The sequence below is a fragment of the Vibrio mexicanus genome, assembly GCF_001012815.1.
Lineage (GTDB): Bacteria > Pseudomonadota > Gammaproteobacteria > Enterobacterales > Vibrionaceae > Vibrio > Vibrio mexicanus.
Genome location: NZ_JYJP01000026.1, coordinates 96,973 through 111,040, shown reverse-complemented (window position 1 = coordinate 111,040; position 14,068 = coordinate 96,973). Strand labels below are relative to the sequence as shown.

At 44.3% G+C, this 14,068-nt stretch carries 12 protein-coding genes and 1 pseudogene; all 13 read left to right on the top strand.

Annotated elements, in window-relative coordinates; translation table 11 throughout:
• The first annotated feature begins 25 nt into the window (after positions 1 to 25).
• The 13 genes and pseudogenes from UA76_RS04835 to UA76_RS04775 all read left to right on the top strand — a co-directional run bounded on the left by UA76_RS04835 (position 26) and on the right by UA76_RS04775 (position 14,066).
• A complete protein-coding gene (locus UA76_RS04835) occupies positions 26 to 1,591 on the top strand; it encodes an anthranilate synthase component 1 (protein ID WP_047043653.1) in 1,566 nt (521 codons plus the stop codon).
• A gap of 4 nt (positions 1,592 to 1,595) precedes the next feature.
• Positions 1,596 to 2,234 (top strand): aminodeoxychorismate/anthranilate synthase component II, encoded by a 639-nt coding sequence (locus tag UA76_RS04830; RefSeq protein WP_047043651.1) that lies wholly within the window; start codon positions 1,596 to 1,598, stop codon positions 2,232 to 2,234.
• An 11-nt stretch (positions 2,235 to 2,245) separates the two neighbouring features.
• Positions 2,246 to 3,244 (top strand): annotated as a pseudogene (gene trpD / locus UA76_RS04825) (anthranilate phosphoribosyltransferase).
• A gap of 25 nt (positions 3,245 to 3,269) precedes the next feature.
• Complete coding sequence (gene trpCF / locus UA76_RS04820; RefSeq protein WP_047043649.1) at positions 3,270 to 4,709, top strand: bifunctional indole-3-glycerol-phosphate synthase TrpC/phosphoribosylanthranilate isomerase TrpF; 1,440 nt, start codon at positions 3,270 to 3,272, stop codon at positions 4,707 to 4,709.
• Between the two features lie 55 nt (positions 4,710 to 4,764).
• Positions 4,765 to 5,955: a tryptophan synthase subunit beta gene (trpB, locus tag UA76_RS04815; RefSeq protein ID WP_047043647.1), complete on the top strand. Its 1,191-nt coding sequence runs from the start codon at positions 4,765 to 4,767 to the stop codon at positions 5,953 to 5,955.
• A complete protein-coding gene (gene trpA, locus UA76_RS04810) occupies positions 5,955 to 6,776 on the top strand; it encodes a tryptophan synthase subunit alpha (RefSeq protein WP_047043645.1) in 822 nt (273 codons plus the stop codon). The genes trpB and trpA overlap by 1 nt, the downstream gene beginning before the upstream one ends.
• Positions 6,777 to 7,109: 333 nt before the next feature.
• Positions 7,110 to 8,372: a dicarboxylate/amino acid:cation symporter gene (locus tag UA76_RS04805; RefSeq protein ID WP_047043642.1), complete on the top strand. Its 1,263-nt coding sequence runs from the start codon at positions 7,110 to 7,112 to the stop codon at positions 8,370 to 8,372.
• A 246-nt stretch (positions 8,373 to 8,618) separates the two neighbouring features.
• Positions 8,619 to 9,758 carry an acyl-homoserine-lactone synthase gene (locus tag UA76_RS04800; protein WP_047043641.1) on the top strand — a complete coding sequence of 380 codons (1,140 nt, stop codon included), beginning with the start codon at positions 8,619 to 8,621 and terminating at the stop codon, positions 9,756 to 9,758.
• A gap of 743 nt (positions 9,759 to 10,501) precedes the next feature.
• Entirely contained in the window at positions 10,502 to 12,274 is a 1,773-nt protein-coding gene (locus UA76_RS04795) for a hybrid sensor histidine kinase/response regulator (protein WP_238322186.1), read from the top strand.
• Between the two features lie 82 nt (positions 12,275 to 12,356).
• Positions 12,357 to 12,608 (top strand): hypothetical protein, encoded by a 252-nt coding sequence (locus UA76_RS04790; protein WP_047043639.1) that lies wholly within the window; start codon positions 12,357 to 12,359, stop codon positions 12,606 to 12,608.
• 263 nt (positions 12,609 to 12,871) lie between these two features.
• Complete coding sequence (gene yciA / locus UA76_RS04785) at positions 12,872 to 13,276, top strand: acyl-CoA thioester hydrolase YciA (protein ID WP_047043637.1); 405 nt, start codon at positions 12,872 to 12,874, stop codon at positions 13,274 to 13,276.
• 90 nt (positions 13,277 to 13,366) lie between these two features.
• A complete protein-coding gene (locus UA76_RS04780) occupies positions 13,367 to 13,663 on the top strand; it encodes a YciI family protein (protein WP_047043635.1) in 297 nt (98 codons plus the stop codon).
• A gap of 13 nt (positions 13,664 to 13,676) precedes the next feature.
• Entirely contained in the window at positions 13,677 to 14,066 is a 390-nt protein-coding gene (locus UA76_RS04775; RefSeq protein WP_047043684.1) for a GspS/AspS pilotin family protein, read from the top strand.
• Positions 14,067 to 14,068: the final 2 nt, after the last annotated feature.

Below are 14,068 nucleotides of genomic sequence, written 5' to 3'. Positions count from 1 at the left end.
TTCAAATGAAATATAAGGAGGTCTTGTGAACAAGGCCATCACAATTAATAAATTAGGGAATCTGAAAGTCATTGAAGCTTCAGTTCCGTATTCGCAAGACCCAACAAGCTTGTTTCACACTCTTTGTGAAAACAAGCGCGACAGCTTACTTCTTGAGTCTGCTGAAATTGACTCAAAGCAAGATCTGAAAAGCCTTTTAGTCGTCGATTCAGCCGTTCGTATCGTTTGTTACGGTCACACCGTCACAATGACGGCTTTAACTGACAATGGTGTAAACCTACTTAAATTGGTTGAGCAGAATATTGATGACGCGATTAAAGCCGATTACCAAACCTCATCACTCACACTGCAGTTTGAAGCGCCATGCGATACGCTTGATGAAGACTCACGCCTGAGAGAGGCTTCTTCTTTTGATGCTCTGCGTTTAATTCAACACAGTTTTGACCGCGCAAATAAGCCAGAGCACAGTATCTTCCTAGCCGGCCTATTTGCTTATGACCTTGTCGCAAACTTCGAACCACTAGGTGATGCTAGTGAGACGAACCAATGTCCCGACTATGTTTTCTACGTCGCGGAAACATTGTTGGTTGTCGATCATCAAACCGAGCAGTGTCAGCTTCAAGCGAGCTTATTCGAAAGTGATGACAGCGCAGAGTCTCGTCTAGAGCAGCGCTTAGAAGAAATCATGCAGGCCTGCGCCGCACCTAAACCACTTCCTCAGGCGACAAAGCTGCCAAACGTAGAAGTTGAAACCAACATCTCAGATAAAGTCTTCTGCGATACGGTTCGCGACCTGAAACAATACGTCGTTAAAGGCGATGTTTTCCAAGTGGTACCGTCAAGACGATTCACTCTACCTTGTCCATCGCCTCTGGCTGCGTATAAAGAGCTTAAACAAAGTAACCCAAGCCCTTACATGTTCTACATGCAAGATGAGCTATTCACACTATTTGGTGCCTCTCCAGAAAGCGCGCTGAAATACGAAAAGAACACAAACCAAGTTGAAATCTACCCGATTGCCGGAACTCGCCGTCGTGGTAAACATGCCAATGGCCAAATCGATTTCGATCTTGATAGCCGTATCGAACTTGAGCTTCGCACTGACATGAAAGAGAACGCGGAGCACATGATGCTGGTCGATTTGGCTCGTAACGATGTGGCTCGTATTTCTCAAGCAGGCACACGTCACGTTGCAGACCTTTTGAAAGTCGACCGCTATAGTCACGTGATGCACTTGGTTTCGCGTGTTGTTGGTCAACTTCGCGAAGATCTTGATGCTCTACACGCATACCAAGCTTGTATGAACATGGGTACGCTAACTGGCGCTCCTAAAATTCGCGCTATGCAGCTTATTCGCGACGTAGAAAAAACTAGACGCGGTAGCTACGGTGGCGCTGTGGGCTACCTGAACGGCGAAGGCACGTTAGATACCTGTATCGTTATTCGCTCAGCTTACGTCGAAAATGGCATCGCCAATGTTCAAGCGGGTGCCGGCGTGGTATTCGACTCAGACCCACAAGCGGAAGCCGATGAAACTCGCGGTAAAGCTCAAGCCGTCATCTCTGCTATTCAAGCAGCGCATAAGGAGTAGCAAAGTGGCCAATATTATTTTTGTCGACAACTTCGACTCATTTACCTACAACCTCGTGGATCAGTTTCGCTCTCTAGGCCACGAGGTAAAAATTTATCGCAACAGCATTGACGTGTCGACCATTGAACAGGCATTGGAAGGTTTAAAGCAACCTGTAGTTCTACTATCACCAGGCCCTGGCGCACCTTCGGAAGCTGGCTGCATGCCAGAGCTGATTCAACGCCTCAAAGGCAAAGTACCTATGATTGGTATCTGTCTTGGCCACCAAGCGATTGTTGAAGCATATGGTGGCACGGTTGCTGGTGCTGGCGAAATCATTCATGGCAAAGTATCGATGATGGAGCATGACAATCATCCAACATACAACAACTTGCCATCCCCATTAGCTATTGCTCGCTACCATTCACTGGTTGCAACTGAAGTTTCAGAGGCATTGACAGTCACGGCAGAAGTAAACGGTTTGGTGATGTCAGTTGTCCACGAACAAGATAAGGTATGTGGCTTCCAATTCCACCCTGAGTCTATTATGACGACCTACGGTGCGACACTGCTTGGAAACGCCATAAACTGGGCACTAGAAAATTCAGCGAATAAAAACATCGATTCAAAACCAAAGACAGACTTAGAGACAAACGGAAAATAGGAGATCACCGCATGGAAAGTATCATTAATAAACTATATGAACAGCAGTCTCTAAGCCAAGAAGAGAGTCAGCAACTGTTTGATATCATCATTCGTGGTGAACTGGATCCAATCTTGATGACTGCCGCCTTAACCGCGCTAAAAATCAAAAGGTGAAACGCCACAAGAAATTGCAGGTGCAGCGCAGGCGCTTCTTGCCAACGCTAAAGACTTCCCTCGCCCTGATTACGATTTTGCCGACATTGTGGGTACCGGCGGCGACGGCCACGACACTATCAATATTTCGACAACAGCAGCGTTTGTTGCAGCGGCTTGCGGGCTGAAAGTGGCAAAGCATGGCAACCGCAGCGTTTCCAGCAAATCTGGCTCTTCTGACCTACTTGACTCGTTTGGCATCAACCTAGCAATGAGCCCAGAAGATACGCGCACTGCTGTTGACCAATTAGGTGTAGCATTCTTGTTTGCCCCGCAATATCACGGTGGTGTTCGCCATGCGATGCCAGTACGCCAAACTATGAAAACTCGCACCATCTTCAACATTCTTGGCCCACTGATTAACCCTGCTAAGCCAAACATCGAATTGATGGGCGTTTACAGCGAAGAGTTAGTTCGCCCTATCGCTGAAACCATGCTGAAAATGAACATGAAACGTGCTGCCGTCGTTCATGGCAGTGGTCTAGATGAAGTGGCGATTCACGGTTCAACAACGGTTGCAGAGATCCAAGACGGTAAGATTACTGAATACACGCTGACTCCTGACGATTTTGGTCTTGAGTCATACCCGCTTGAAGCGATCAAGGGCGGTGCTCCAGAAGAGAACAAAGCATCATCACCAATATCCTGACGGGTAAAGGCACACCAGCACAAGTAGGAGCAGTCGCAGTAAACGTGGCTCTGCTGATGCGTCTATTTGGTCACGAAGATCTCAAAGCGAACACGGTGAAAGCGATTGATGCAATGAACAGCGGAAAAGCATACGAGCTTGTTCAAAAGCTCGCCGCACACGCATAACAGAAACAGGCGCATAGGAATAATCATGACTGATTCTACTCAACAATTATCCGAGCACGTTTCTGTTCAAGAAGCAGAAATGGCTGAAGTACTGGCGAAAATTGTTGCCGACAAGCATATCTGGGTTGAAGAGCGTAAAGCATCTCAACCACTAGAGACGTTCATTGATGGCATTACGGCTTCTGACCGCAGTTTTTACTCTGCTTTACAGCAACAAAAGCAGCAAGAAAAAACCGTATTCATCACTGAGTGTAAGAAGGCATCTCCTTCCAAAGGGCTTATCCGTGAGGATTTTGATCTGGACTACATCGCATCGGTTTATAACCGTCATGCAGATGCCATTTCGGTACTGACTGACGAGAAGTATTTCCAAGGCGATTTTAACTTCATCAATCAAGTTCGTAGCCAAGTCGTGCAACCAGTTTTGTGCAAAGACTTCATGATTGATACTTACCAAGTTTATTTGGCTCGTCATCACAATGCGGATGCCATTTTATTAATGCTATCGGTTCTCAATGATGAGCAGTACAAAGCGCTAGAAAAAGTCGCTCACGAACTCGACATGGGCATCCTTACCGAGGTCAGTAACGAGCAAGAGCTCCATAGAGCTGTCGCCTTAGGTGCGAAAGTCATCGGTATCAATAACCGTAACCTTCGCGATCTTTCAACAGACCTAAACCGTACTAAAGAGCTAGCCCCGCTTTTGCGAGAGTTAGCCCCTGAAGCCGTTGTTATCTCCGAGTCGGGTATCTATACCCATCAGCAAGTTCGCGATTTGGCAAACCATGCAGACGGCTTTTTGATTGGCAGCTCGCTAATGGCGGAAGACAACCTTGAGCTAGCAGTACGAAAAGTAACGTTAGGCGAAAACAAAGTCTGTGGTTTGACACATGCGGATGAAGCGTCCAAAGCGTACCAAAGCGGCGCTGTGTTCGGTGGACTGATCTTTGTTGAGCAATCCAAGCGTGCTGTTGACCTTGAGCAAGCAAGACTCACCATGAGCGGCGCACCTCTGAAATATGTTGGGGTGTTCCAAAACCATGATGTCGAGTTCATCAGCCAGCACGTATCTGAATTAGGCTTAAAGGCCGTTCAGTTACATGGCAAAGAAGATCAGGCTTTCATCAACACGTTGCGTGGCGAGCTTGATGCATCTGTAGAGATTTGGAAAGCCTATGGCGTAACCAGCGAGTCGCCTGAATTGTTCCAAGAGAATGTTGATCGTCATCTACTGGATACACAAGTAGGGACACAATCTGGGGGGACAGGTCTAGTCTTCGACTGGTCATTAATCCCTAATGAAAACAACGTGATGTTGGCCGGTGGATTATCGCCGTTCAACGCACAGAAAGCAGCGTCACTTGGCTGCCTAGGGCTTGACCTAAATTCAGGTGTTGAGTCCTCTCCAGGCAAAAAAGACGCGCAGAAGCTGCAACAAGCATTTGCAGCAATTAGACAATATTGATAGCGAGCCGCGCTCAAGTGCGGCTGCATTTAAGAATTAAAAGGAATACAGAACCATGGCTAAACTCGATGCCTACTTTGGCGAATACGGCGGTCAATACGTTCCGCAAATACTGGTCCCTGCACTAGAGCAGCTTGAGCAAGCATTTATTGATGCTCAAGAAGACCCAACATTCCGCAGCGAGTTCATGACTCTTCTTCAAGAGTACGCTGGTCGCCCAACGGCATTAACACTGACACGCAACCTAACCAAAGGCACTAAAACCAAGCTTTACCTAAAGCGTGAAGACCTTCTACACGGTGGCGCGCACAAAACCAACCAAGTACTGGGCCAAGCACTTCTTGCAAAACGCATGGGCAAAAACGAAATCATTGCCGAAACAGGTGCTGGTCAGCACGGCGTAGCTACTGCCTTAGCGTGTGCTCTACTCGGTCTTAAATGTCGCGTATACATGGGTGCAAAAGACGTCGAACGCCAAAGCCCGAACGTATTCCGCATGAAGCTAATGGGCGCAGAAGTGATTCCTGTTCACTCTGGCTCTTCTACTTTGAAAGATGCGTGTAACGAAGCACTACGTGACTGGTCTGCTACTTACGAAGACGCCCATTACCTATTAGGTACAGCTGCAGGTCCTCATCCATTCCCAACCATCGTTCGTGATTTCCAACGCATGATTGGTGAAGAAACGAAGAACCAAATTTTAGCGCGCGAAGGTCGCCTTCCTGATGCAGTTATTGCTTGTGTTGGTGGTGGTTCAAATGCAATCGGCATGTTTGCTGACTTCATCGAAGAAGAAACAGTTCGTCTAATCGGTGTTGAGCCTGCGGGTAAAGGTATTGATACCGACCAACACGGTGCTCCTTTGAAACACGGTAAGACAGGCATCTTCTTTGGTATGAAAGCACCATTGATGCAAGACCCAGACGGTCAGGTTGAAGAGTCTTACTCGGTATCTGCAGGCCTAGACTTCCCGTCTGTTGGCCCACAGCACGCGCACTTAAATGCGATTGGTCGCGCAGAATACGACAACGTAACAGACGATGAAGCACTAGAAGCATTCCAAGAACTTGCACGCAGTGAAGGTATTATTCCAGCGCTTGAATCTTCTCATGCCCTCGCTCACGCCCTTCGTATGGCGCGCGAGAACCCAACGAAAGAACAACTACTTGTCGTTAACCTATCTGGTCGTGGTGACAAAGACATCTTCACTGTACACGACATCCTAGAAGCAAAAGGAGCAATCTAATGGGCAGCAACCAATCTACTCGCTATGAAAACATGTTCGAGCGCCTAAATGAAAAAGGCGAAGGTGCGTTTGTCCCATTCGTGACCGTTTGCGATCCAAATGCGGAACAATCACTAAAGATCATGCAGACGTTAGTTGAAGGCGGTGCAGATGCACTTGAACTTGGCATTCCTTTCTCTGATCCACTAGCGGATGGCCCAACGATTCAAAGCGCGAACATCCGTGCTTTGGACTCTGGTGCGACTCCTGACATCTGCTTTGAGCAAATCTCTAAAATTCGTCAGCAGTACCCTGATCTACCAATCGGCCTACTCATGTACGCAAACTTGGTTTACTCGAGAGGCATCGACTCGTTCTACGAGCGTTGTGCAAATGCAGGTATCGACTCTGTTTTGATCGCTGACGTTCCAACGAATGAAAGCCAAGAATTTGTTGAAGCTGCGCACAAACACGGCATTCATCCAATCTTCATTGCACCGCCAACGGCTAGCGATGAAACATTGAAGTCAGTTTCAGAACTTGGTGGTGGCTACACGTACCTATTATCACGTGCAGGTGTAACTGGCGCTGAAACCAAAGCAAACATGCCTGTAGGGAATATGCTTGCAAAGCTGAACAAACACAACGCGCCACCTGCCCTGCTTGGTTTTGGTATTTCTCAACCAGAACAAGTGAAGCAAGCTCTAGACGCAGGCGCTGCAGGTGCAATTTCGGGTTCAGCGGTTGTAAAAATCATCGAAAGCAATGTGGAACAACCTGAAGAGATGCTTGGTCAGTTAAAAACGTTTGTTGCGAACATGAAAGCGGCAACCAAGCGATAGCATCGACTCGCCCAATTTGACAAAAACAACCGATAACCACTTTGTATGGGGTTATCGGTTTTTTTGTCTTTAAATTTTTAACAGTCCGACAAATATAATTCACCAAATCAATCAAACAAGCCCAAAAACACTACCATGCAAATAGCAAACGATTGCTTTGTGCGTTTTTTTTCCTCAATTAAGTGACTTTTTGTTACTAAATCCACGAAATCACCATTCTAACTGTTGCTAAAATTTCGATATACCTGTAAAAACAAACCGAATATTTATCTATCACAATATTTCAATGTGGTTATAAATACTGGAATTTTAAATTTATATAGCACAGAGGTTATGGAAGTGTTAAAAGAAAAGAATTTACTAGGCAACATTGGCGTACAGGTTGTTATCGCAATGTTCATTGGTACTGCTGTTGGTGCCATGATGGGCGACAGCGCCGTTGTCTTCGCTCCACTGGGTGCAATCTTCATCAACTTGATCAAGATGCTTGTAATCCCTCTAGTCGCAGTGGCATTGATTTCAGGTGCTGCAGGCCTTGGTAACAGTCAAAACGCAGGCAAGGTTGGCATGGTAACGCTAGGTTACTTTGCGTTGACTTCAGCACTAGCAGTAGCACTTGCACTTGTAATGGGTGAAGTGTTTAAACCAGGTGTTGCAATTGACGTATCGGGCGTAGAAGGCATGTTCTCTGCAGAGTACGCTTCTAAAGGTGAACTTCCTACTTTTTGGGCGACCATCACTGGTATGATCCCAGACAACATTTTCCAGTCACTGAACGAAGCAAACATTCTTCAAATCTTAGTATTCTGTCTGTTCTTCGGTATCGCAATCTCTAAGCAAGCAGAAGAGAAGCGCACACCAATCATCAACGGTGTAAACACTATCGTTGACGCAATGGTTTGGATGATCAACAAAGTTATGATCATCGCTCCTATCGGCGTATTTGGTCTAATGGCAGAAGCAGTCGGTACTTTTGGTTTCGGCGCATTGATGGTCGTGTTCAAACTGTTCCTAGTTTACATTGCTGCAATCCTAATCTTTGGTTTTGTCGCTTACCCGCTGATGATTCAGATCTTCACTAAGACTTCAGCAAAACGCTTCCTAACGGTGATGAAAAAGCCACAAGCCGTTGCACTATCAACAGCCTCTTCTATGGCAACTCTTCCAGTAACGATGGATACGGTAGAGAACGAACTTGGCGTACGTAACTCAACCGCTTCTTTCGTACTGCCGCTAGGCGCAACAATTAACATGTCTGGTAACGCAATCTACTACGGCCTAGTCGCAATCTTCTTTGCTCAGCTGTTCAACATTGACCTATCAATGGGTGCGTACATTGCAATCATTGTGACCTCTACACTAGGTGCTGTAGGTCAAGCAGGTGTTCCTGGTCCGTCTTTCCTTGTTGTAGCGGTACTACTAGCGGCAGGCATTCCAATTGAAGGCCTACCACTACTGTTCGCTCTTGACCGCGTATTTGACATGATCCGTACAGCGCTAAACATCACTGGTGATGCGGCATGTGCTGTGATTGTTGATTCATTGGTAGAAGACACTGCTGAAGACAGCGTTGAGCTGAAGAAACAAAACGCTTAATCTGAATCTCCTCTTTCAGATATGAAAAAACCAGTAGCCTCGCTACTGGTTTTTTATTACCTATCGATATTCATGACACTTCATTTCATAAATTTCAATACGGAACGCGTTTCACTGCGCATTTGTGCGAAGTATCATTTAGATTTTGGAATCTAAGCTATTCATACCGTTTTATCCTAATTAACATGTCCTCCAAACAATAAAATGATTTGGCTTAATACATCAAAGAGCAAAAGGATATTTGCCTTGAATATTTTAGATAACACGTCAGCTAGGCTACATAACTCACCCCACAAATCGAATAACATACCGTTATTCTTGTTAGTTGAAGAGCATGACAAGCATGCATCTATCAAGACAAGAGACATTGCTAGAACCCGCATACTGATTGCTCGGACTCGATATTCATGGTTAGCAAACGCTAGTCTCAATGACTTGTTTGAATCTGAGGAGTATCAGAATGTCATCAAAGAAAGTCTTCCCGGACAGAGTAAAGAAAGCTTTGATTTAGAGAAAAAGATCCATAGGCAATATCAGCATTGGGGGAATTTCTTGTGTGACTATGAGTCATACAAGGTTTTGAAAAGAAGTAAGCAAACTTCAAGCGTCGATATACCAATTACTCTCCCCTCAAACGAACATTCGTATCGCGCCGAACTTCTTGACGAAGTTAGAGATGACCGTCACCTATACCTCACACCGTTTTCCGATCAAGCTCTCCTGCTAGCCGACGCTATTCTATTGACTAACTTATGTACACTAGTCAAAGATCAAAAATGGTTTGAAATATTATTCGATTTAAGCCGCTCAAACCAAGGCTGTCATTTTGTAATGTTCTTTAAACATGACAGCTATAGATATCTTGTTTCCACCGCGTGCGTACAGACAACTTGTAATAAAGATGAGTGGTTATATCTTTCAAGTTACTTCTGCAATGAAAACTGGGAATGGGATAACTACAATCAAGCATTAGAAGCTCTAGAAACCTCTGAAGATATCAATCTGGATCGTAAAAAGGCGAATTTTGACCAGATAATCCTTAAGAAACTACCTTCTAACTTTCCGGCTTGTGAAGTGATTAGACTCACTATTTCAGGTGAAAGGAAACAAAGACTCTATCTACTCTATACTTCATTACTAAAACTTTCCAATTTATTACGTAGCCGATTTAAATTTGCGTTCAGTATAACTGACAATGAAGAAATGCTGAGATACTACAACTCATCTCCGAGACTTAGCTATACAAACATCAGCACATTAAAAGTTGTTGATAACATTATTTGCAAAGGAATACTTCATCTCGACGAAATTAGCCAAGATCTAGAAGATACTACTTTTAGAGAGTTTACTCGAAGAGCTCTTAGAGGAAAGAAAGGGCTTAAATGATGTTTTGGGTCGAAGAAAACACGTATATTTCCGGAGAGCTGCTGATTCTATCTTTGGCAGCGATCGTTGTTGCCATTTGGCTTGCGACCTTCATTTACGCTTCTGAGAAAAAAGGGACCGTAACACATAGCCAATACACTTACTATATACTCTATACAAAGAGTATTCTTTTATGGATAGTAACCAACATCTATTTCCAAACCGAGCTACCTTTACAGTTTGAAAATCAGACGACGGTCAATATTGCCTTATTAGCCAATATCTCATCTTTTGGCGCTTTTACATTTGCTTTTGCTTTTTCTTGTGTACTAGGAAATGAAACTCCACACCTACTCAGCTGGCAAAAAGGCATTATACTTATTACTTCTTTGGCATCTTTGACTGTCAATATATTACCCAACACAGCCATAAAGGGTGTTAGCTTTCAATCTGCAGGCGTCTTTAAGCTCTATTTCGGAGAATACACTCAACTATTCTTCCTGAGCATCATAATACTCATACTCGCCACAATCTATAATCTAATAAAACTGAAAAGCTCTAACCGTAGAATTATGAAGCTTCGGTCAAAGTATATGGTATTTGGCATCATTGTCTTTATGGCATCGACCTGCCTAATCCACTTTATAATGACATATTACTTCAACGATTTCAGTCTAACGTGGCTACCTCCCGCTTTATCAATTAGTGAGTTACTTTTCGTTGGTTACGCACTAATTACATCTCGCTTTTATAGTATCCGATATATGATTTACTGTATTACCTCTGTCGGACTATGTGCCATTGTGTACACTGGCGTACTGTCACTATTTTATTTACCATTCGTAAACTACCATGAAGTAGTTCCCACTTTGTTAGCGTGCGCTTTTATTGGTCTATCATGGAGACGAATTTTTGATTATGTCTCTAGCTATACTGCGCTATTAGTATATGGCCAAACTTCCTCTCCTGTATCTCAGATCCTATCTATCGAAAAAGATTTCAAATCATCGATTGATTTAGGCAAAAAAAATCTCGCAAAACAACTCAATATTCCTTATGAACAGCTAGAAATCGTTACGAACACCGATCACCGAGCTTTTTATCAAGACTATATTGACTCTAATAAAACTGTACTTATTGCCGAAGAAGTTGAAGACCAGCTGCCTAGCCAAGAATCGCCAACAAGCAGTCCACTTCACAACCTATATCAAACAATGAAGTCTAGCCAAATAGGTTTGGTCTTGCCCTTATTTGATCAGAACGAATCTTTCACACATGTACTTATTTCTTCACATAAGCTCGACAACAGTCTGTTTACTATAGAAGAAATCTCCGCCCTGCAAAAACTGCTCAAACGAATACAAAATCTTATTGATGCAGACAGAAAAGTAAAACAAAGCCAAGCGTTAGCTAACTCTATCGCGCATGAAATGCGAAACCCACTTGCTCAAGTCCAGCTTCAATTGGAGCACCTTGCAGAGCTTGTAAGGAACAAATCAGATACAAGCCTTATGCAAGAGTATCTTGAAGCTGGAGATCTTGCTGTACTGAGGGGACGTCAACTCATCGACATCATTTTGCGTGAAGTCAACGATTCCTCTCTAGAGCAAGAAGCCGCTTCACCAAGCTCAATTCGAGTTGCCATCGAGCAAGCATTGAATCGCTATGGTTTTGAGTCTAACTCAATCAGAGACCGAGTTAAGCTCAATGATGGGGAAGATTTTGTCGCCAACATCAACGATACCCTGTTTAACTTCGTTATTTTCAATTTGCTAAGAAACGCCATTTACTATTTTGACTCTTATCCTGAGAGTCAGATTGAAATCAGTACTCTGACTGACACCCATGAGAACCAAGTAATTTTCAGAGACACTGGGCCAGGAATTGATAGCCGCTATGTACAACGGGTTTTCGACGATTTTTACTCACATCAAAAATCTGGCGGTAGTGGCTTAGGCTTAGGTTATTGTCGCAGAGTGATGGAGTCTTTTGGTGGCCGCATTGAGTGTCGTTCTGAATTGGGTCAGTACACTGAGTTTATTATGCACTTTCCTGTTCAATCGGTTCGGCTGGATGAGGTAAAACAGTCGTCGAATGGTCCGATTTTTAAAGCATCAAATAATCAGAAATCAAGTGTTCGTTACCCTAATAAACCAAGCAAAACATTGGCAGGAAAAACAGTGTTAGTGGTTGATGATAAAGAGATACAACGCGCGCTAGTCACACTCTATCTCAGCCAATTAGGCATGCATACCATACAGGCTAATGACGGTGAGTCAGCCGTGAGCATCTGCAAATCCAATCCCATCGATCTGATATTGATGGATATCCAAATGCCACGAATGAACGGTTTTGAAGCTACAGCTTTGATCAAGAAGATCACGCCGACGACACCAATCATTGCATTGTCGGGCGAATCTTCTCCTGCGGACATTGAAAAGATGGCAATGCTGATGGATGGCAGATTGGAAAAACCCACTACAAAGAATGCCTTAGCAGAGTTGATGAAAGTAAAGCTTGAACTGCCGGTTAGCTAGAACCACGTATTGGCATTGATTATGCTTAGTTACTTCCAAACGACAATCGGATGTCACATCCATACCTTTGGGAGTAATTACTATGGATATTCATCGACACACTTATTACGGCTTAATCCACCACGGCATCAAATCGCTACTGGTCGACCGTGTTGGGCACTTTACCGAGCTTGATTACCACGAGTACTTGAGCTTAATGACGGGAAAATCTAGCTGCTTTTCAATGAGTAACGAAGAGCTGCAACTCACCGTCGATAATCTCAAGAGCGAAGGCTATCTAGAAGATCTCAAGCGACTCATTCCTAAATTAGAAGAATCAAGCTTAGAGCGCTAGTCCACAAACTGGCGCATCCATTCGAGGCAAGACGCTGCCACTCACTGCATCTTGGCGAACAAACAACAATTCCCCCACTTTGCGCCCAGACGGCTTACTGTATTGTTTACTCATCCATGTCAGGTATACTGCCGCTTTGCTGGCTTTGCGTGTCGAATCTCTAGTACCTAGGTTTTAGCCTCTGGTCTCAGTGGTGCGCTAAAGTAATAATCTCTCAATTTGCATTAATCTAATGCCCTAGATTTACTCGGTTTACTTCCATAATGACTATTCAAGCAACTAAAAATCCAATTGGCTCACTTCTACTAAGAACTTTGGCAATGCCTAGCGATACAAACGCCGCAGGCCAAATTTTTGGTGGTTGGATCATGTCTCAGCTCGACCTTGCTGGCGGCATTTTGGCGAAAGAGATATCTAATGGAAAAATCGTAACGATTTCCGTCTCGAGCATCGAGTTTAAACAGCCTGTATCTGTTGGAGACGTAGTGTGTATTTATGGAGATTGTACCAAGATTGGTCGTACATCCATGAGCATCGATCTTGAGGTTTGGGTTAAGCCTGTCTTAGACCATGGGATTGGTGATCGCTATAAAGTTTGTGGGGCAACCTTCAATTATGTCGCGGTAGACGAAGGCGGAAAGCCAAGACCAATCAAGTTAAGCGACTAAATTCACATTCTATTGATTTTTACTAGTCAAACTCAGGCTACATTAAGTACATTAACTTTCAGAAACTTAGAACATAAGGATATCGTTTAAATGTGGTACGTAATTTTCTCTCAAGATGTCGAAAACTCGCTAGAAAAGCGCATGAGCGTTCGCCCGCAGCATTTGGCTCGACTTCAGCAACTACAAGATGAGGGACGCCTCCTAACGGCAGGTCCAATGCCAGCAATAGACAGCGATAACCCAGGTGAAGCTGGTTTCACAGGTTCTACCGTGATCGCTGAGTTTGAATCACTGGATCAGGCTCAAAGCTGGGCAGACGCAGACCCATACATTGCCGCTGGTGTCTACGAAAACGTGATTGTAAAACCATTTAAGAAAGTGTTTTAACATGGCGAGTCTCATGCGCCTTTTTGCCATTGTACTCACTCTTTCTAGCATATTGGTGGGGTGTTCGAGTAAGTCAGATGAAGAGCGACAGCTGGAGCTCCTTGCTGCTAATAGAGCTGGAGTGCTCAGTGCGGAGCTACCACTCGAATACGGCCCTCTTTCCATACTAAGAGCCAATGCTAAGGGCAGCACGATTGAAATAATGATGGTATACAACGATGACGCGCGCGGAGCCAAACCAACCAATCAGGTGATTCAAGCAAGTGTCGCTAGTTACTGTGGCAACCCTGATGTATTAAGAAATCTCGATATGGGGTTAACCTATCGAATTAAAATGCGGAACACGCGCGGCCAGTTAATGGTAGATCAATTTATTAATAAAGCGACCTGCTCTGACAAATAAGA